Below are 17,599 nucleotides of genomic sequence, written 5' to 3'. Positions count from 1 at the left end.
TTCACCTCACTCCAGGATCTTGGTGACCACGCCGGCGCCCACGGTCCGCCCACCCTCCCGGATGGCAAACCGCAAACCCTCCTCCAACGCCACCGGCTTGATCAGCTCCACCACAAACGTCACGTTGTCCCCAGGCATCACCATCTCCACCCCCTGGGGCAACTCCACCACCCCCGTCACATCCGTCGTCCTAAAGTAAAACTGCGGACGGTACCCCGTGAAAAAACCCGTGTGCCGCCCACCCTCCTCCTTCTTCAAGATGTACACCGAAGCCTCAAACTTCGTGTGCGGCGTAATGCTCCCAGGCTTCGCTAAAACCTGCCCCCGCTCCACCTCGTCCCGCCCTACACCCCGCAGGAGCAAACCTACATTGTCCCCAGCTATCCCCTCCTGCAAAGTCTTCCGGTGCATCTCTACACCGGTCACCACCGTCTTCCGCGTCTCCGGAGCAAGGCCCACAATCTCCACCTCGTCCCCAACCTTCACCTTGCCCCGCTCAATCCGCCCCGTGGCTACCGTCCCACGACCCGTGATGGTAAACACGTCCTCCACCGGCATCAAGAACGGCTTGTCCACGTCCCGCTGCGGCGTGGGAATGTACCTGTCAATGGCGTCCAACAGCTCCCAAATCCGGTCCACCCACTCGTTCTCCCCTCGCTTCGTCTGGGGGTTCTTGTGCATCTGCTCCAGCGCCAAAAGCGCACTCCCGCGAATCACCGGAACCTCATCCCCAGGAAACTCGTACTGGTTCAAAAGGTCCCTCACCTCCATCTCCACCAGGTCCAAAAGCTCGGGGTCGTCCACCATGTCCACCTTGTTCATGAACACCACGATGTACGGAACCCCCACCTGCCGCGCCAACAAAATGTGCTCCCGCGTCTGCGGCATCGGCCCGTCCGCCGCCGACACCACAAGAATCGCCCCGTCCATCTGGGCCGCACCCGTAATCATGTTCTTGATGTAGTCCGCGTGCCCAGGACAATCCACGTGGGAGTAGTGCCGCGCCGCCGTCTCGTACTCCACGTGCGCCGTGTTGATGGTAATCCCCCGCGCACGCTCCTCCGGCGCCTTGTCAATCTCCCCGTAGTCCTTCACCTCCACATTGGGGTTCTCCGCCGCCGCTACAAACGTCAGCGCCGCCGTCAGCGTCGTCTTCCCGTGGTCCACGTGCCCAATCGTCCCCACGTTCACGTGGGGCTTCGTGCGGATAAACTCGCCCTTGGCCATCTTTGCTACTCCTTTCGGCAAGCATGGGTGGGCCCAAAGGCCCACCCCCTAAAGGTCCTTACTGCCCCTTGATGAGCTTCTCCTGCACCTGCTTGGGGACCTCCTGGTAGTGGTCGAAGAACATGACGAAGGAGCCCCGGCCCTGGGTCTTGGAGCGCAGATCCGTGGCGTAGCCGAACATCTCCGCCAGGGGGACGTAGGCCCGGATCACCTGGGCGTTGCCCCGGGGCTCCATGCCCAGGATCTGGCCCCGGCGGGAGTTCAGGTCGCCGATGACGTCGCCCATGTACTCCTCGGGGGTGGTGACCTCCACCCGCATGATGGGCTCGAGGATCACCGGATCCCCCTTCTGCACCGCCTCCTTGATGGCCATGGAACCGGCGATCTTGAAGGCCATCTCCGAGGAGTCCACCTCGTGGTAGGAGCCGTCGTAGAGGGTGACCTTGACGTCCACCACGGGGAAGCCGATGAGGGGACCGGACTGCATGGCCTCCTCGATGCCCTTCTGCACCGCGGGGATGTACTCCTTAGGGATCACCCCGCCCACGATGGCGTTGACGAACTCAAAGCCGGAACCACGGGGCAGGGGCTCGGCCTTGATCTTCACGTGGCCGTACTGGCCGCGGCCACCGGTCTGACGGATGAACTTGCCCTCCACGTCCACCGGGCGGGTGATGGTCTCGCGGTAGGCCACCTGGGGCTTGCCCACGTTGGCGTCCACCTTGAACTCCCGCTTGAGCCGGTCCACGATGATCTCCAGGTGGAGCTCCCCCATCCCGGAGATGATGGTCTGGCCGGTTTCCGGATGGGTGGAAACGCGGAAGGTGGGGTCCTCCTCCGCCAAGCGGGCCAAGGCCTGGGAAAGCTTGTCCTGATCGGCCTTGGTCTTGGGCTCAATGGCCACGTCGATGACCGGCTCGGGCACCTCGATGGACTCCAGGATCACCCGGGGGGCATCCTCGCCCACCAGGGTGTCGCCGGTGATGGTCTCCTTGAGGCCCACCACCGCCCCCAGGTCCCCGGCCTTCAGCTCCTCCACCTCCTCCCGGTGGTTGGCGTGCATCCTTAAGAGCCTCGCCACCCGCTCCTTCCGGCCCTTGGTGGTGTTGTAGACGTAGGAGCCCGAGGTGATGGTGCCGGAGTAGACACGAATGAAGGTGAGGCGGCCCACGTAGGGGTCGGCCATGATCTTGAAGGCCAAGGCGGAAAGGGGCCCCTCGGGGTCAGGGTAGATCTCCACGGTTTCCCCCTCGGGGGTGGTGCCGCGGATGGGGGGGATGTCCAGGGGGGAGGGGAGGTAGTCCACCACCGCATCCAGGAGGAGCTGGACGCCCTTGTTCTTGAGGGCGGAGCCGAGAAACACGGGGGTGATCTTGATGTCAATGGTCCCCTTGCGGATGGCCGCCACCAGCTCCTCCTCGGATGGCTCCTCCCCCTCCAGGTACTTGAGCATGATGTTCTCGTCAAAGTCGGCGGCGGCCTCAATGAGCTTCTCGTGGTACTCCCGGGCCTGGTCCAGGTACTCCTCGGGGATGGGGATCTCGCGGATATCCGTGCCCAGGTCGTTGCCGTAGGTGTAGGCCTTCATCCTGAGGACGTCGATGATCCCCGAGAAGGTGTCCTCCCGGCCGATGGGCAGCTGCATGACCACCGGCCTGGCCCCCAGGCGCTCCTGCATGGTGCGGATGACGAGCCAGAGGTCGGCCCCCGTCTTGTCCATCTTGTTGGCGAAGGCGATGCGGGGGACCTTGTACTTTTCCGCCTGGCGCCAGACGGTCTCCGACTGGGGCTCCACCCCCTGGCTGGAGTCAAAGACCACGATGGCCCCGTCCAGCACCCGCATGGAGCGCTCCACCTCAATGGTGAAGTCCACGTGGCCGGGGGTGTCGATGATGTTGATGCGGTGGTCCCTCCAGAAGCAGGTGGTCACGGCGGCGGTGATGGTGATGCCCCGCTCCCGCTCCTGCTCCATGAAGTCCATGGTGGCCGCGCCCTCGTGGACCTCGCCGATCTTGTGGATCTTGCCGGTGTAGTAGAGGATGCGCTCGGTGGTGGTGGTCTTGCCGGCGTCGATGTGGGCGGCGATGCCGATGTTGCGGAGCCTCTTTAGGTCGTACTCTACCTTGACCGCCATGGCTTACCACCGGTAATGGGCGTAGGCGCGGTTGGCCTCGGCCATCCGCTCCACGTCCTCCTTCTTCTTCACCGCCCCGCCCTTGCCCTCGGCGGCGTCCATGAGCTCGTGGGCGATGCGCACCGCCGCGCCGCGCTCCGAGCGGGCGTTGGCCGCCTGCACCAGCCAGCGCAGGGCCAAGGACTGCTGCCTGCGGGGAGAAACCTCCATGGGCACCTGGTAGTTGGCCCCACCCACCCGACGGGAGCGGACCTCGAGGCGGGGCTTGACGTTCTCCACCGCCTGCTTAAAGACCTTCAGGGGCTCCTGCCCGGTCTTCTCCTGGATGATGCGGCAGGCGTCGTAGAAGATGCGGGCGGCCAGGTTCTTCTTGCCGTCCCGCATGATCTTGTTGATGAAGGCCGACACCACCACGTCCCCGTAGACCAGGTCGGGCTGGAGCTGGCGTACCTCTGCTCTTCTTCTCCGGGCCATAGCGCACCTACTTCTTCTTGGCGGGAGCCGCGCCCTTGGTCTCCTTGGGCCTCTTGGTCCCGTACTTGGAGCGGCTCTTCTTGCGGTCCTTCACCCCCTGGGTGTCGTAGACCCCACGGACGATGTGGTAGCGCACGCCCGGCAGGTCCTTCACACGGCCACCCCGGATGAGGACCACGGAGTGCTCCTGCAGGTTGTGCCCTTCCCCGGGGATGTACGCGGTCACCTCGTAGCCAGAGGTGAGGCGCACCTTGGCCACCTTGCGCAGGGCGGAGTTGGGCTTCTTGGGGGTTACGGTGCGCACCACCGTGCATACCCCCCGGCGGAAAGGCGAGCCTTTCAAGGCCGGAACCTTGCTCTTCTTCTGGACCTTCTCGCGGCCCCTTCGGACTAGCTGATTGATCGTCGGCAGTGCCACCACTCCCTTCTTCTTGGACTTGCCCCCGTGTTCTCAAGATCCGCCCGGGGGAGGGCTCTCCCCCGATTTAGCCCGCACAGGGCACTACCCTCAGGGCCAGGGGCTGGCCCTGAGGGCCCTCAACTTGCCTAGTGTACAGGGCTAGGGGCTTTTTGGCAAGAAGGGAAGGCCCCGCCACGTGGCGGGGCCCAAAGGGTCTGGAGCCGGTGGCCGGATTCGAACCGGCGGCCTACCGCTTACGAGGCGGTTGCTCTACCGCTGAGCTACACCGGCCCGCCCCCAAGAGTTTAGGACAGAGGGGCGCCTTTGGCAACTACCGCAGCACCACCCCCGGCTGGACCTGGAGGGCGCGCCAAAGGGGAAGGAGGGCGGAAAGCAGGGTGGCCACCAGGCTGGCCCCGCTGACCGCCAGGAAGTCGGCCAGGCGCATCTCCACGGGCAAGTGGGTGAGAAAGTAAAGCTCCCCGGGCAGGGGCACGGGGCGGAGGGAGAGGTAAAGGCCGAGGGCGTAGCCCAGGAGGTTGCCCAACCCTACCCCCCCCACCCCCAGGAAAACCCCTTCCAGGGCAAAGACCAGGCCCACGGTGAGCCTCGAGGCCCCCATGGACCGGAGAAGGGCGATCTCCGGGGTCTTCTCCACCACCTTGAGCACCAGGAGGTTAGCCACCCCCAAGGCCGCCACCGCCACGATGAGGAAGATCAGGATGCCCAGCACCTGCTTCTGCAGGGCCAGCTGCTCCAGAAGGGTCCGCTGGGTGTCCTGCCAGGCCTGGGGGAAAAACCGGGTGCCGGCCAGTTCAAAGCCCACTTCCCTGGCCCGCCAGGGGTCTTTTAGGCGCACCTGGTACCCCTGGGCCCTCAGGCCGGAAAGCCGCTCCAGGGTCTTGAGGTCCACAAAGGCGTACCCCGAATCCAGAAGGTAGTTGCCGGTGCGGAACGACCCCAGGACCCTCAGGGTAAGCCGTTCTTGGGTGGCGGACATGGCGTAGATCCTCTCCCCCACCACAACCCCCAAGGACTGCACCAGGGCCGAACCCAGGTAGATGCCCCCGGGCTCGAGGCGAAGGCCCAGCTCGGGGTACAGGGCCTCCCCCCCTTCCCCCAGCCCCACCAGGGTGGCGAAGTCCACCCCAGGCCCCCGGGCCCCCTCGGCGGGACGGATGAGGAGGGCCTTGGTGGCGGCGAAGGGGGCGGCCCCCTCCACCTCCGGGTGGGGGGGTAGGGGCGGGAGGTCTTGGCCGAGGCTGAAGAGGACCAGGTGAGGGTAGGCCTTCAAGGTGGCCCGCACCAACCCACTCACGAAGCCATTGGTGAGGGAAAGGGCCGCCAGGAGGACGGCCACCCCCACGCCCACACCCAAAAGGGCCAAGGCGGTCTGCAGGGGCCGGCGCCGTAGGTGGGCCAGGGCGAGGAAAAGGGCGAAGCGCACGCCTCTAAGATACGGCCTTAGCGCTTGGGGTAGGCCACCACCTCCAACTCCACCCAGCGGAGGCCGAAGCGCAGGGCCGTGGCCCGGTCAGGCAGCCAGACATCCACCTTCCGCCGCATCCGGGAGTGCATGACGTCCGCCACCACGAAGACCCGGTCTTGGAAAAGGTAGGCGAACTGCCCCCGGCCCCGGCCCTGGACGCTGCCCAGGTCGCGCAGGCGCACCTTTGTGCCGTAGGGGAGCACCTTGAGGAGGTCGGGGCTTACCGCCAACACCCCAAGCCGGGTGCGCATGCCCGTGGCGGTGACGAAAGGGGTGCGGTCGGTTTCCCGGACGCTGGAGGTGTAGGCCGTGGCCTGAAGCCGCAGGACGGTCTTCTCCTGGGCCCATGCCCCCGCAACGGCGAGGGCCAGGAAGAGCGCGAAAAACAAACCCCGCATAGCGCCCCCAAGTATGCGGGCCAACCCTGGAGCCTCCTGAGAAAGATGAGGGGGTGACCTCATGGAGGGCCCCTGGGGTCAGTCTTGTAAAATTTCCCGATTTTAAAAAGCCCGCCGGATAGGGGGCTTATCCGGCGGGAGTGTATGAGAAAAGTCTTTGCTTCCTTTAGCCAGCTCTAAGATCCCTCAAAGCCCCCTAGGGGCAAGGGATAGGGGAAAGCGTCAGGGTATAGCGGCCGCTCCACCGCGCCTCCATGTCGTTGAAGCCCGCCATGGACTGGGTGCGCTCCTGCACCACCAGCAGGGTGGGTGTGAAGTCCAGATCGTTGAGGTTTACCCCCCGCACTACCCGGTCCAGGCGGACAGGGTTTGCGGGCGTGGTCCCTGCGGAGATTTTGGCCACAAGGTCCAAGATTCCTGGATCAAAGCAAAGGTAAGGCCCACTACCAGACTGCAGACGGTAGAAATCCGCTTCACCCACAAACTCAATGGCCCCTCGGGTGATTCCAGAAGGCAGGGTCTGCAAAGGCCCTCCAGGTTCCCCGTTGGGATCGGGAAGGAAGGAAGCGGCCTGCACGTTCACCGTATCGGGCTCGGTGGCGAAGTTCTCCACCCTGAGGTAGAAGACCTGGTTCGCTCCCCCCCGGAAGTTAAGGCGCACGCCCACGTCGGGAAAAACCTGGGGGGAAAGCCCCAGGGGAAAGGCATAGGCCTGAGAGGGCAACCCGAAGCGATCCCTGGCTACGCTGACCGCCTGGACCACACCCCGGGAGTCCAGCAGGACCAACCGGAGGTTGGCCCGAAGTTGCAGCCCCGCGGAAACCGCACTCACCTGGACAGCCCCACCCTGCTGCAGAAGGATTCGGTAGACCGCCACTGAGGGAACCGGCCTATCCCCAGGTCCCACCCTTGCCGCCGGGAGGCTAGCCACCACGCTACCGCCCACGCCGAGCTCGCCGCTGGCCGGAGGCGGCCCCTCGAGGCCGCAGGCACCCAGCACCAGGACAAGAACCCCCAAAAGGATACGCCACATGACAACCCCCCTTTCCCCTCAGCATAGCCCTTGGGAAAGGGGGAAGGCTTGGGCTTTCCTTTAGCTACTCCAAGACCCCCAGGTAGGCGTAAAGGTCGGGACCCCCGGGGAGGATTTCCACCACCAAATGGGGAAAATTCTGGGCCACGGCCTCCGCCTTTTCCCTAGGGGTGTTGGGCCCCAGGAAAAGGGTGAGGACCTCCTTGCCTTCCTGGGCCAAGCGGATGAGCCCCTCCAACACCTCCTCAGGGCTTTCCCCCACCAGGACAAGCTTCCCATCCAGGAGGCCGATGGGCTTGTCCTTGAGGACCTTTAGCCCCTCCACCTCGGCGTCCCGGCTGGCCCAGGTGACCTCGAGGGTCCTGGCCCCTTGGGCCGCCTCCTCCATCTCGGGGAGGAGGGTCTCGGGCTCGGCCTCGGGCAGGTAGCGCACCGCCGCCGCCAGGCCCTGGCCCAGGGTGCGGGTCTTGAGGACGTACACCTCCTTGCCCGCCTCCTTGGCCAACCGGGCGGCCTCCTCCGCCGCCAGGAAGACGTTGGGGTTGTTGGGCAGGAGGATCACCTTGGGGTTGGGAAGGCTCCGCACCGCGGAGAGGAGGTCCTCCACGCTGGGGTTTTGCGTCTGCCCCCCGGCCACCACCCGGGCCCCCAGGCTGCGGAAGGCCTTGCTCAGCCCGTGGCCCAAGGCCACCGCCACCAGGCCCGTGGGGGGCGGGGCCTCCTCCAGGAGGCCGGCCATGGCCAGGATCTCCGTGTGCTGCTCGGTCATGTCCTCCACCTTGGTCCGCACCATGCGGCCAAAGCGGGCCACGGTGGAGAGGAGGCCATCGGGGTCGTCGGTGTGGATGTGCCCCTTCACGTAGCCTTCCGCCCCCACCACCAACAGGGAGTCCCCGAAGGGGGCTACGGCCTCGCGGATCCGCTCAATGGGGACCTCCACCCCCTCCATGAGGAACTCCGTGCAGTAGCCGAACTCCTCGGTGGCGAAGGCCGTCTGGGCGTAACGCTCCACCTTGGGGGGCTCGGGGAGGGGGAGTTTCAGGGCATAACCCCGGATTCCCTCCAAAAAGCGCACATACCCTGCCCCGCCTGCGTCCACCACCCCGGCCTGCTTGAGAACGGGCAGGAGCTCGGGGGTGCGGGCCAAGGCCGCCTGGGCCGCGATGAGGGCGCTTTCCAGAACCTCTTCCAGGGTATTCCCGTGGGCCCCTTCCGCCGCCGCCCGGGCCACGGTGAGGATGGTGCCCTCCACCGGCTTCATCACCGCCCTGTAACCGGTTTCCGCCCCCTGGCGCAGGGCCTCAGCCAAGGCCTTGGCGTCCAGGGCTTCCCGCTTGCGGATGGCCTCCGTGAAGCCCTTGAGGATCTGGGAGAGGATCACCCCGCTGTTGCCCCGGGCCCCCAGAAGGCTCCCGTAGGCGATGGCCCGGGCCACCTCGGGCATCTTGCGGGTGTCGGCCAGGTCCAGCTCCCGCCTAGCCGACTGCAGGGTGAGGTGCATGTTGGTGCCCGTGTCCCCGTCGGGAACCGGGTAGACGTTGAGGGCGTTGAGTTCCTCCACGTACACCCGGAACCAGTCCGTGGCGTAGCGGAAGGCCTCGGCCAGCTCCACCGGCGTCCAGCTACCCACGCCCCACCCCCACCACGTGGACCCGCACCTGGGAGAACTCCACCCCGGCAAGCTTTTTGGCGGCAAAGGCCACCCGTTCGGCCAGGGACTCCACCACCGTGGGGATACGGGTGCCCACGGCCACCACCACGTAGAAGTCCGCGGTGTACCGGCCAGGGTTCATGGGGTCCTGGCGCACCACCACGCCCTCGCTGGCCTCCTGGCGCCCTAGGATGCGCACCACCTGGTCCTTGAGCCCCGCCGGGGCCATCCCCACCACCCCCGGCACCTCGTGGGCCGCCAGGCCCAGCAGGGAGGCCAGGGCGCTTTCCGTAATGGTCACGCGGCCTTGCATCCTACCTCCTTAGGGCCTCCTCGGGGGGCGTGTAGGGCAGGCCAAAGGCCTCGGCTACCCCGGGGTGGGTGAGGAAGCCCTTGTGGGTGTTGAGGCCCTTGAGGAGGGCCTCGTCTTCCCGGAGGGCCTCGAGGCCCCGCTCCGCCAGCCTCAGCACATAGGGCAGTGTCTGGTTGGTAAGGGCGAAGGTGCTGGTACGGGGCACCGCCCCCGGCATGTTGGCCACCCCATAGTGCACCACCCCGTCCACCACGTAGGTGGGCTCGGCGTGGGTGGTGGGACGGATGGTCTCCACGCACCCGCCCTGGTCCACGGCCACGTCCACGATCACCGAGCCCTCCTTCATCAGGGGAAGCATCTCCCGGGTAACCAGCTTGGGGGCCTTGGCCCCGGGGACCAAGACCGCCCCGATGAGGAGGTCCGCATGCTGGATGCTCTTCTTGATGTTGGCCTCGGTGGCGGTCAGGGTGACCACCCGCCCGCCAAAGACGTCGTCCAGGTACTGGAGGCGCCTGTGGTTCACGTCCAGGATGGTTACCTGGGCCCCCATGCCCAGGGCGATCTTGGCGGCGTTGGTGCCCACGGTACCGCCACCCAGGATGACCACGCTGGCCGGGGCCACCCCCGGCACCCCGCCCAGGAGGACCCCCCGGCCTCCGTGGGGCTTCTCCAGGAACTGGGCCCCCACCTGGGGGGCCATCCGCCCCGCCACCTCGCTCATGGGCACCAAAAGGGGCAAGGAGCCATCGGGAAGCTGCACGGTCTCGTAGGCCACCCCCGTGACCCCACTCCTCAGCATGGCCTCGGTAAGGGTGCGGTCCGCGGCCAGGTGCAGGTAGGTAAAGAGGATAAGCCCTTCCCTGAGGAAGGAGTACTCCTCGGGCAGGGGCTCTTTCACCTTGACCACCATCCCCGCCCCCCAGGCCTCCTCGCGGCTCACCAGCTCAGCCCCCGCCCGCTCATACTCGGCATCGGATAGGCCCGAGCCCACCCCCGCCCCGCGCTCCACCAAGACGGTGTGGCCCCGCTTCACCAGGCTTTCCACCCCACCCGGGGTGAGGGCCACGCGGTTCTCCAGGGTTTTGATCTCCTTGGGCACGCCGATCACCATGGTCACGCCTCCTTTACGAAAACCCGACGGATCTTCAGCTTGAAGCCATCGCCCTCCGCGATGGCCAAAAGCCGCCTGCGGGAGTCTACCAGGGTCACGTAGCCCAGGGCGGGGATGGGCAGGGGAATGCCCTCCAGGACGCGCCTGGCCTCGGTATGGGAGAGTTCCACCACAGGAAAGGGCAGGACATCGGGCTCGGGGATGGCCTTCTCCGGGGAAAGCTCGGCAAGGCGCACCGACCGCTCCAGGCCCACCTTGCCGATGCGGGTGCGTACCAGCCCCGAGAGGAAGGCCTTGGTCTTGAGCTTTTCCCCCAGGTCGCGGGCAAAGGCCCGCACGTAGGTGCCCGGCCCCACCACCAGGCGGATCACCGCCGTGGGGTAAGCCCCCAGGGGCCGGGGAAGCTCCACCCTTCGCCCCCCCTTTTCCGCCAGCCGCCAACCCCGGGCCGAAGGGGCGATGGGGTGGGGGATGGGTTCGGGATCCAGGGCCAGGAGTTCCACCTCCACGTAGCGCACCGGCCTGGGGCCAAGCTCCAAGGGCCTACCCTCCCGGGCCGCCTCGTAGGCCCGCTTGCCCCCCACCTTGATGGCCGAGTAGAGGGGGGGTACCTGCTCCTTGAGCCCCAAGAAGGAAGGTAAAACGCTTTCCAAATCCCTCCGGTCAAAACGCACCGGAGCCTCCTCGCTCACCGGACCCTCGGCGTCCAGGGTGGGGGTGGTGGCGCCGAAGGAAACCCAGGCCAGGTATTCCTTCTCCTCCCCGGAGAGGAAGGGCACCAGCTTGGTGCTCTCCTCGGAGACCAGGAGGAGGAGCCCCGTGGCCAAGGGGTCCAGGGTGCCCGTATGCCCCACCCGTCGCGTCCCCAGGCGACGCCTGGCCTCCTCCACCGCATCGTGGGAGGTGAGGTGGAGGGGCTTATCCACCGCGTAGAGGGCCATGCCTAGGGGATTGTACCACCCAGGCGCGGGAGGAAGAATGGACCTATGGACCTGGAAGCACGTTACCCTTCCCTGCGCTTCGCCTGGCCCCGGCCCGGGGTACTGGAGGTGGGTTTCCGGGGGGAGAAGCTGAACGCCCTGGGCCCGCAGGCCCACCGGGAGCTGGCCCAGGTGTGGCGGGACCTGGAGAGCCTTGGGGAGGTCCGGGCCGTCCTCCTCCGGGGGGAGGGCGGGGTCTTCTCCGCCGGAGGCTCTTTCGCCCTCATTGAGGAAATCCAGGCTTCCCACCAGGCCCGGATGCGGGTCTTCTGGGAGGCCAGGGAGCTGGTCTTGGGGCCCCTGAACTTCCCCAGGCCCGTGGTGGCCGCCGTGGAAGGGGTGGCGGTGGGGGCGGGGCTGGCCCTGGCCCTGGCCGCGGACGTGGCGGTGGTGGGGAAAGGGGCCAGGCTCCTGGACGGCCACCTCCGCCTGGGGGTGGCGGCGGGGGACCATGCGGTCCTCCTCTGGCCCCTCCTGGTGGGGATGGCCAAGGCCAAGTACCACCTCCTCCTGGGGAAACCCCTCACCGGGGAGGAGGCGGAGCGCCTGGGCCTGGTGGCCTTGGCCGTGGAGGATGGGGAGGTGTACGGGAAGGCCCTCGAGGTGGCCGAGCGCCTGGCCCGGGGGCCCAAGGAGGCCCTTCACCACACCAAGCACGCCCTGAACGGCTGGCTGCGGGCCTTCCTTCCCCAGTTTGAGGTCTCCTTGGCCTTGGAGTTCCTAGGCTTCACCGGAGAGGAGGTCCAGGCCGGGCTCAGGGCCCTCAAGGAGAAGCGGGAGCCCGAGTTCCCATGATGCGCCTGCAGGCCTACCTGGCCCGCGCCGGGGTGGCAAGCCGCAGGAAGGCCGAGGCCCTCATCCGCCAGGGCCGGGTGCGGGTGAACGGGGCCGTGGCCGTGCTGGGGCAGAAGGTGGGGCCGGAGGACCTGGTGGAGGTGGACGGGAAACGGGTCCCCCCCCCAGGGGAGCGGGTGGTCCTGGCCCTGCACAAGCCCCGCGGCTACACCACCACCCGGGCCGACCCCCACGCCCGGCGCACGGTCTACGAGCTCCTCCCCCCCATCCCCGGCCTGCAGGCCGCAGGCCGCCTGGACCGGGACTCCGAGGGCCTCCTCCTCTTCACCAACGACGGCCACCTGGCCCTCCGCCTCACCCACCCCCGGTACGGGGTGCGGAAGGTCTACCGGGTCTGGACCGAGGGGGGCACCCTGCCCCCAGGGGTCTGCCGGAAGCTCCTGGAGGGGGTGGAGCTGGAAGACGGCCCCGCCCGGGCCCTGGCCTGCCGCCCAGCCCCCGGAGGGGGCTTCCTCACCCTGGCCGAGGGGCGAAAGCGGGAGGTGCGGCGGATGCTCCAGGCGGTGGGCTACCCGGTGAAGCGCCTCCTCCGGGTGCAGGTGGGGCCCATCCGGCTGGGGGACCTGCCCCCGGGGAAGTGGCGCCGGCTTTCGGAAGCCGAGGTGGCGGCCCTCCTCGGGGAAAGCCCGGTAGAATGAAGGGCATGTTTACCGCGGGGAACGGACCCGTGCAGATCAGCGCCGAGGCCATCGGCAAGCGGGTGGCGGAGCTGGGCCAGGAGATCGCCCGCGACTACCAGGGGAAAACGCCCCACCTCATCTGCGTCCTCAACGGAGCCTTTATCTTCATGGCCGACCTGGTGCGGGCCATCCCCCTTCCCCTTACCCTGGACTTCATCTCCATCAGCTCCTACGGCAACGCCTACCGCACCAGCGGGGAGGTGGAGCTCATCAAGGACCTGAGGCTGCCCATCCATGGGCGGGACGTGATCGTGGTGGAGGACATCGTGGACAGCGGGCTCACCTTGGCCTACCTCCTGGACTACCTCGAGGCCCGCAAACCCGCCTCGGTGCGCGTGGCCGCCCTCCTCTCCAAGCCCTCCCGCCGCCAGGTGGAGGTGCCCATCCACTACCTGGGCTTTGAGATCCAGGACGCCTACGTCTACGGCTACGGCCTGGACCGGGCCCAGTTTGACCGCAACCTGCCCTTCATCACCTCCATCCGCCCGGAGGAAGAATGAGGTACCTGGACCTCATCACCGCTCTCTTCGCCACCGTCCTTCTCGTTTCCAACGTGGCCTCCACCAAGCTGGTGGTCCTGGGGCCTTTCACCTTTGACGGGGGCACCCTCCTCTTCCCCTTGGCCTACATCTTCGGGGACGTTCTCACCGAGGTCTATGGCTACCGCAAGAGCCGGCGGGTCATCTGGACGGGGTTTTTGGCCCTCCTCCTCGCCACCCTCACCTTCCAGGCCGTGGCCGCCCTGCCCGCTCCTCCGGACGGGGAAAGCCAGCGCTACGGCCAGGCCTTCACCCTTCTCCTAGGCCTCACCCCCAGGATCGTCCTGGGTAGCCTCCTGGCCTACTTCGCCGGGGAGTTCGCCAACGCCTACGTGCTGGCCCGGCTCAAGGTGCGCACGGCCGGGCGCCTCTTCTGGCTCAGGGCCCTGGCCTCCACCCTGGTGGGGCAGGGGCTGGACACGGCCCTCTTCCTCCTGGTGGCCTTCTACGGGGTCCTGCCCCCGGAGGTCCTCCTCGCCGTCTTCCTTTCCAACTACGCCTTCAAGCTGGGGGTAGAGGCCCTCATGCTCCCCCTCACCTACCTGGTGGTGGGCTTCCTCAAGCGGGCCGAGGGCCTGGATGTCTACGACCGGGACACGGACTTCAACCCTTTCCGGCTGGCATGAACCCGCTTTTCAGCCATTTCATGGGGGTAGGTACCTGGGCCTGGGGGGACCGGCTGTTCTGGGGGTATGGCCGGGACTACGGGGAAGGGGATCTGAGGGAGGCCTTCCGGGAAAGCCTCCTGGCCGGGGTAGGCCTCTGGGACACGGCGGAGTTCTACGGCTTTGGCCTTTCGGAGAGGCTTTTAGGGCAGTTTATGAGGGAAGCGGGGGTGCGGCCCTACCTGGTGACCAAGTTCTTCCCCTACCCCTGGCGGCTTTCCCGCAAGGACCTCCTCCGGGCCTTAAGGGGAAGCCTGGGACGGCTTGGGGTGGAGGCGGTGGACCTCTACCTCCTCCATTGGCCCTGGCCCCCGGTGCCCCTCAGGGTCTGGGCCGAGGCCCTGGCCGAGGCCCACGAAAGGGGCCTGGCCCGGGGGGTGGGGGTGGCCAACGCTTCCATGGCCCAGCTGGAAACGGTCAAGGGGGTCCTGGACCGCCACCGGGTCCCCCTCCTGGCCAACCAGGTGGAGTACAGCCTGCTGCAAAGGGGGTGGGAGGCCCACCTTCCCGCCCTGCGCCGGGAGGGGATCGCCCTCATGGCCTATAGCCCCCTGGCCATGGGCTGGCTCACGGGAAAGCTGGACCCCGACCGCCCCCCCAAGGGGTACCGGGGCGCCAAGTACCGCCCCCTCCTGGCGGGGGTGCGGCGCCTCCTTCCCCTCCTAAGGGAGCTGGCCGAGGCCAAGGGGGTAAGCCCCTCCGCCATCGCCCTGCGCTACCTGGTGGAGAAGGGGGCTCTCCCCATCCCTGGGGCCAAAAACGCCCTGCAGGCGCGGCAGAACGCCGAGGCCCTGCGCATCGCCCTGAGCCCCGAGGAGGTGGCCCGCCTCGAGGGGGCATCGTAAGCTTTAGGGGGATGCCGGGGATCGCCATCATCGGAGCGCAATGGGGGGACGAGGGCAAGGGCAAGGTGGTGGACGCCCTGGCCAAGGAAGCGGACTACGTCATCCGCTACCAGGGCGGGGCCAACGCCGGGCACACCGTGGTGGCCGAGGGCCGGGTCTTCAAGCTGAACCTCCTGCCCTCGGGGGTCATCCACCCCCACGCGGTGAACGTCCTGGGGGATGGGATGGTCATTGACCCCTTCCGCCTCCAGGAGGAGCTTCTGGCCCTGGAGCGGGAAGGCTTCCGGCCCAAGGTCCTGGTCTCGGAGAGGGCCCACCTGGTCCTCCCCCACCACAAGCACGTGGAAAGCCGCCACAACTTCGTGGGCACCACGGGCCGGGGCATCGGCCCCGCCTACTCGGACCGGGCCCGGCGGGTGGGGATCCGGGCCGGGGACCTCCTGGACGAGGGGGTGCTGCAGGAAAGGGTGCGCCGCCTCCTCCTGGAAAAGCCCAACTCCACCCGGGAGGCGGGCTGGGACACGGAAACCAAGGCCCTGGAGGACCTAAGGCGCATGCGGGAGATCCTGGCCCCCTACGTGGCGGACACCGGAAGCCTTCTGCGGGAAGCGGTGCGCAAGGGAAAGCGCCTCCTCTTTGAGGGGGCCCAGGCCACCCTTCTGGACCTCAACTACGGCACCTACCCCTACGTGACCAGCTCCCACCCCACGGTGGGGGGGATCCTGGTGGGCACGGGCCTTTCCCACAAGGCCCTCACCAAGGTCTACGGGGTGGCCAAGGCCTACGCCACCCGGGTAGGGGAAGGACCGTTCCCCACGGAGATCCACGGGGACTTGGCCCACCACCTGCGGGAAAAGGGCGGGGAGTACGGCACCACCACGGGCAGGCCCCGCAGGGTGGGCTGGCTGGACCTGGTGGCCCTCAAGTACGCCTGCGAGGTGAACGGCTTTGACGGCCTGGCCCTCACCAAGCTGGACGTGCTCTCGGGGCTACCCCGGGTGAAGGTGGCCGTGGAGTACCTGGACGGGGCCCGGCCCGGGGAGGCCAGGCCGGAGGCGGTGCGCTACCTGGAGCTTCCGGGCTGGGGGGAGCTTTCCGGGATAAGGGGCCGGGAGGACCTGCCCAAGAGCCTCCTCCGCTACCTGGAGCTCATTGAGGAGCATACCGGCATCCCCGTGGTCCTGTTCTCCACCAGCCCCCGGCGGGAGGACACCTTCGGGGCGGTGAGCTGGGTATAGGGCCGCGTCAGCCCTTGAGAAAGGCCACGTACCGCTCCAGAAGCAGGTAGGCCTCCCCGCTCGCTAGCACTTCCTGGGCAAGGCGCACGCCCTTCTCCAGGCTTTCCGCCTTGCCCGCAGCGTACAACCCCGCCCCCGCCGCCAAGGCCACGGCCTCGGCCAAGGGGCCCCTTTCCTCCCCCTTGAGGAGGCGGCGGGCCAGCTGGGCGTTCTCCGCCGGGCTTCCCCCCCGCAAGGCGGCCAGGGGGTGCTGGGAAAGCCCCACCGCCTCGGGGGTCAGGGTGTAGGCCCCTTTCCCCACCTCCACCACCTGGGTTTCCCCAAGGACCAGCTCGTCCGCCCCCTGCCCGTGGACCACCAGCCCCCTGGCCCCAAGCCGCTCCAAGGCGTCGGCCATGGGGGAAAGCCAGCGGGGGCTATAGACCCCAAGCACATAGCGGTCGGCCCCCGCGGGGTTGGTGAGGGGGCCTAGGAGGTTGAAGACGGTGCGGATGCCCAGCTCAGCCCGGACCGGGGCCACGTGGCGCATGGCCGGGTGAAAGACCCGGGCGAAGAGGAAGCCGAAGCCCAGGGCCTCAATGGCCTCCCCCACCCGCTCGGGGGGAGCCTCGAGGTCCACCCCCAAGGCCTCCAGGAGGTCGGCGCTCCCCGCTTTGGAGCTCGCCGCCCGGTTCCCGTGCTTGGCCACGGCCACCCCCCCGGCGGCGGCCACCAGGGCCCCCAGGGTGGAGAGGTTCAAAAGCCCCTGGTGGTCCCCCCCGGTGCCCACCAGGTCCAAAAGGGGCCTCCGCCCCACCCGTAAGGGGCGCGCCGCCTCCCGCATGGCCCGGGCCATGGCGGCGATCTCCCCCGGGGTCTCCCCCCTCAGGGCCATGGCGGTGAGGACCCCGGCGGTTTGCACCGGGGAAACCTCCCCCCGCATCATGGCCCCCATGAGCCCATAGGCCTCCTCCTCGCTCAGCACCTGGCCCAAAAGCGCCTTTCTCACCGCGTCCATGGGTCCTCCAGGAAGTTTTTCAAGAGGCGTTTGCCCGCCTCCGTCAGGTAGCTTTCGGGGTGGAACTGCACCCCGTGGGTGGGCAAGTCCCGGTGGCGGAACCCCATCACCGTGCGCCCCCCGGCCTCCTCCACCCAGGCGTTCACCTCCAGGGCCTCCGGCACGGCCTCCACCACCAGGGAGTGGTAGCGGGTGGCGGGGAAGGGGTTGGGTAGGCCGCGGAATACCCCGGTGCCGTCGTGGTGGATGGCGCTCACCTTGCCGTGCATGAGGAGGGGGGCGGGAACCACCTTCCCGCCAAAGGCCATGCCGATGGCCTGGTGGCCCAGGCAGACCCCCAGGATGGGGTAGCGGGGGGCGTAGCGGGCGATGAGGGGGAGGGAAAGCCCCGCCTCCAGGGGCGTGCAGGGCCCGGGGCTGATGAGGATCCGGTCCGGGTCCAGGGCCTCCACCTCCTCGAGGGCAAACTGGTCGTTCCGCCACACGATGGGGTTGGCCCCCAGTTCCCCCAGGTACTGCACCAGATTGTAGGTGAAGCTGTCGTAGTTATCGATCACCAGCACCCGCATC

The 17,599-nt window shown here is 67.8% G+C and carries 19 protein-coding genes and 1 tRNA gene; 6 read left to right on the top strand and 14 right to left on the bottom strand.

What is annotated here, in order from left to right:
* Positions 1–6: 6 nt before the first annotated feature.
* From tuf to truB, 12 genes are all read right to left on the bottom strand, one after another.
* Positions 7–1,227 carry an elongation factor Tu gene (gene tuf / locus TCCBUS3UF1_RS02215; RefSeq protein ID WP_014514872.1) on the bottom strand — a complete coding sequence of 407 codons (1,221 nt, stop codon included), beginning with the start codon at positions 1,225–1,227 and terminating at the stop codon, positions 7–9.
* Positions 1,228–1,285: 58 nt separating this feature from the next.
* Positions 1,286–3,361 (bottom strand): elongation factor G, encoded by a 2,076-nt coding sequence (gene fusA / locus TCCBUS3UF1_RS02210; RefSeq protein ID WP_014514871.1) that lies wholly within the window; start codon positions 3,359–3,361, stop codon positions 1,286–1,288.
* Between the two features lie 3 nt (positions 3,362–3,364).
* Complete coding sequence (gene rpsG / locus TCCBUS3UF1_RS02205) at positions 3,365–3,835, bottom strand: 30S ribosomal protein S7 (protein ID WP_014514870.1); 471 nt, start codon at positions 3,833–3,835, stop codon at positions 3,365–3,367.
* Between the two features lie 7 nt (positions 3,836–3,842).
* A complete protein-coding gene (rpsL, locus tag TCCBUS3UF1_RS02200; protein WP_038049609.1) occupies positions 3,843–4,247 on the bottom strand; it encodes a 30S ribosomal protein S12 in 405 nt (134 codons plus the stop codon).
* Positions 4,248–4,451: 204 nt separating this feature from the next.
* Positions 4,452–4,526: transfer RNA gene (locus tag TCCBUS3UF1_RS02195), tRNA-Thr, on the bottom strand.
* 40 nt (positions 4,527–4,566) lie between these two features.
* Positions 4,567–5,682 carry an FtsX-like permease family protein gene (locus tag TCCBUS3UF1_RS02190; RefSeq protein ID WP_014514868.1) on the bottom strand — a complete coding sequence of 372 codons (1,116 nt, stop codon included), beginning with the start codon at positions 5,680–5,682 and terminating at the stop codon, positions 4,567–4,569.
* A gap of 17 nt (positions 5,683–5,699) precedes the next feature.
* Positions 5,700–6,122 (bottom strand): 3D domain-containing protein, encoded by a 423-nt coding sequence (locus tag TCCBUS3UF1_RS02185; RefSeq protein ID WP_014514867.1) that lies wholly within the window; start codon positions 6,120–6,122, stop codon positions 5,700–5,702.
* 196 nt (positions 6,123–6,318) lie between these two features.
* Positions 6,319–7,155, bottom strand: a complete 837-nt coding sequence (locus TCCBUS3UF1_RS02180) for a hypothetical protein (protein ID WP_014514866.1) — start codon at positions 7,153–7,155, stop codon at positions 6,319–6,321.
* Between the two features lie 64 nt (positions 7,156–7,219).
* Positions 7,220–8,785 (bottom strand): DAK2 domain-containing protein, encoded by a 1,566-nt coding sequence (locus tag TCCBUS3UF1_RS02175; protein WP_014514865.1) that lies wholly within the window; start codon positions 8,783–8,785, stop codon positions 7,220–7,222.
* Positions 8,778–9,119: an Asp23/Gls24 family envelope stress response protein gene (locus tag TCCBUS3UF1_RS02170; RefSeq protein WP_014514864.1), complete on the bottom strand. Its 342-nt coding sequence runs from the start codon at positions 9,117–9,119 to the stop codon at positions 8,778–8,780. The genes TCCBUS3UF1_RS02175 and TCCBUS3UF1_RS02170 overlap by 8 nt, the downstream gene beginning before the upstream one ends.
* 1 nt (position 9,120) lies before the next feature.
* Complete coding sequence (ald, locus tag TCCBUS3UF1_RS02165) at positions 9,121–10,230, bottom strand: alanine dehydrogenase (protein ID WP_014514863.1); 1,110 nt, start codon at positions 10,228–10,230, stop codon at positions 9,121–9,123.
* 2 nt (positions 10,231–10,232) lie between these two features.
* A complete protein-coding gene (gene truB, locus TCCBUS3UF1_RS02160; protein ID WP_014514862.1) occupies positions 10,233–11,171 on the bottom strand; it encodes a tRNA pseudouridine(55) synthase TruB in 939 nt (312 codons plus the stop codon).
* 45 nt (positions 11,172–11,216) lie between these two features.
* On the opposite strand from truB, the gene TCCBUS3UF1_RS02155 reads away from it, so the two are divergent.
* Genes TCCBUS3UF1_RS02155 through TCCBUS3UF1_RS02130 form a run of 6 tightly spaced genes read left to right on the top strand, consistent with a single transcriptional unit; the run spans position 11,217 to position 16,032 of the window.
* Positions 11,217–12,005 carry an enoyl-CoA hydratase/isomerase family protein gene (locus tag TCCBUS3UF1_RS02155; RefSeq protein ID WP_014514861.1) on the top strand — a complete coding sequence of 263 codons (789 nt, stop codon included), beginning with the start codon at positions 11,217–11,219 and terminating at the stop codon, positions 12,003–12,005.
* Positions 12,005–12,703: a pseudouridine synthase gene (locus TCCBUS3UF1_RS02150; RefSeq protein ID WP_041433947.1), complete on the top strand. Its 699-nt coding sequence runs from the start codon at positions 12,005–12,007 to the stop codon at positions 12,701–12,703. The genes TCCBUS3UF1_RS02155 and TCCBUS3UF1_RS02150 overlap by 1 nt, the downstream gene beginning before the upstream one ends.
* The gene (gene hpt, locus TCCBUS3UF1_RS02145; RefSeq protein WP_014514859.1) at positions 12,700–13,245 is read left to right on the top strand and encodes a hypoxanthine phosphoribosyltransferase; all 546 of its coding nucleotides are present in this window, start codon (positions 12,700–12,702) and stop codon (positions 13,243–13,245) included. Before TCCBUS3UF1_RS02150 ends, hpt begins: the two co-directional genes overlap by 4 nt.
* Positions 13,242–13,910 carry a queuosine precursor transporter gene (locus tag TCCBUS3UF1_RS02140; protein ID WP_014514858.1) on the top strand — a complete coding sequence of 223 codons (669 nt, stop codon included), beginning with the start codon at positions 13,242–13,244 and terminating at the stop codon, positions 13,908–13,910. The genes hpt and TCCBUS3UF1_RS02140 overlap by 4 nt, the downstream gene beginning before the upstream one ends.
* Positions 13,907–14,794, top strand: a complete 888-nt coding sequence (locus TCCBUS3UF1_RS02135) for an aldo/keto reductase (protein WP_014514857.1) — start codon at positions 13,907–13,909, stop codon at positions 14,792–14,794. Before TCCBUS3UF1_RS02140 ends, TCCBUS3UF1_RS02135 begins: the two co-directional genes overlap by 4 nt.
* A gap of 11 nt (positions 14,795–14,805) precedes the next feature.
* Positions 14,806–16,032 carry an adenylosuccinate synthase gene (locus TCCBUS3UF1_RS02130; protein ID WP_014514856.1) on the top strand — a complete coding sequence of 409 codons (1,227 nt, stop codon included), beginning with the start codon at positions 14,806–14,808 and terminating at the stop codon, positions 16,030–16,032.
* Between the two features lie 7 nt (positions 16,033–16,039).
* Here the strand turns inward: TCCBUS3UF1_RS02130 and trpD are convergent, their stop codons facing one another.
* Together trpD and TCCBUS3UF1_RS02120 are read right to left on the bottom strand one after the other, a co-directional pair.
* Positions 16,040–17,029, bottom strand: coding sequence for an anthranilate phosphoribosyltransferase (gene trpD, locus TCCBUS3UF1_RS02125; RefSeq protein WP_014514855.1), 990 nt, complete (start codon positions 17,027–17,029; stop codon positions 16,040–16,042).
* Positions 17,017–17,598 carry an aminodeoxychorismate/anthranilate synthase component II gene (locus tag TCCBUS3UF1_RS02120; RefSeq protein WP_014514854.1) on the bottom strand — a complete coding sequence of 194 codons (582 nt, stop codon included), beginning with the start codon at positions 17,596–17,598 and terminating at the stop codon, positions 17,017–17,019. The genes trpD and TCCBUS3UF1_RS02120 overlap by 13 nt, the downstream gene beginning before the upstream one ends.
* Position 17,599 lies beyond the last annotated feature (1 nt).

Origin of the sequence: Thermus sp. CCB_US3_UF1 (assembly GCF_000236585.1) — a bacterium.
Taxonomy (GTDB): domain Bacteria; phylum Deinococcota; class Deinococci; order Deinococcales; family Thermaceae; genus Thermus.
This window is presented reverse-complemented; position numbering and strand designations above follow the sequence as displayed.

Coding starts and splice junctions, on each gene's coding strand:
- tuf (WP_014514872.1), bottom strand. CDS start 1,227: ATGGCCAAGGGCGAGTTTATCCGCACGAAGCCCCACGTGAACGTGGGG.
- fusA (WP_014514871.1), bottom strand. CDS start 3,361: ATGGCGGTCAAGGTAGAGTACGACCTAAAGAGGCTCCGCAACATCGGC.
- rpsG (WP_014514870.1), bottom strand. CDS start 3,835: ATGGCCCGGAGAAGAAGAGCAGAGGTACGCCAGCTCCAGCCCGACCTG.
- TCCBUS3UF1_RS02185 (WP_014514867.1), bottom strand. CDS start 6,122: ATGCGGGGTTTGTTTTTCGCGCTCTTCCTGGCCCTCGCCGTTGCGGGG.
- TCCBUS3UF1_RS02180 (WP_014514866.1), bottom strand. CDS start 7,155: ATGTGGCGTATCCTTTTGGGGGTTCTTGTCCTGGTGCTGGGTGCCTGC.
- TCCBUS3UF1_RS02170 (WP_014514864.1), bottom strand. CDS start 9,119: ATGCAAGGCCGCGTGACCATTACGGAAAGCGCCCTGGCCTCCCTGCTG.
- ald (WP_014514863.1), bottom strand. CDS start 10,230: ATGGTGATCGGCGTGCCCAAGGAGATCAAAACCCTGGAGAACCGCGTG.
- truB (WP_014514862.1), bottom strand. CDS start 11,171: ATGGCCCTCTACGCGGTGGATAAGCCCCTCCACCTCACCTCCCACGAT.
- TCCBUS3UF1_RS02155 (WP_014514861.1), top strand. CDS start 11,217: ATGGACCTGGAAGCACGTTACCCTTCCCTGCGCTTCGCCTGGCCCCGG.
- TCCBUS3UF1_RS02150 (WP_041433947.1), top strand. CDS start 12,005: ATGCGCCTGCAGGCCTACCTGGCCCGCGCCGGGGTGGCAAGCCGCAGG.
- hpt (WP_014514859.1), top strand. CDS start 12,700: ATGAAGGGCATGTTTACCGCGGGGAACGGACCCGTGCAGATCAGCGCC.
- TCCBUS3UF1_RS02140 (WP_014514858.1), top strand. CDS start 13,242: ATGAGGTACCTGGACCTCATCACCGCTCTCTTCGCCACCGTCCTTCTC.
- TCCBUS3UF1_RS02135 (WP_014514857.1), top strand. CDS start 13,907: ATGAACCCGCTTTTCAGCCATTTCATGGGGGTAGGTACCTGGGCCTGG.
- TCCBUS3UF1_RS02130 (WP_014514856.1), top strand. CDS start 14,806: ATGCCGGGGATCGCCATCATCGGAGCGCAATGGGGGGACGAGGGCAAG.
- trpD (WP_014514855.1), bottom strand. CDS start 17,029: ATGGACGCGGTGAGAAAGGCGCTTTTGGGCCAGGTGCTGAGCGAGGAG.
- TCCBUS3UF1_RS02120 (WP_014514854.1), bottom strand. CDS start 17,598: ATGCGGGTGCTGGTGATCGATAACTACGACAGCTTCACCTACAATCTG.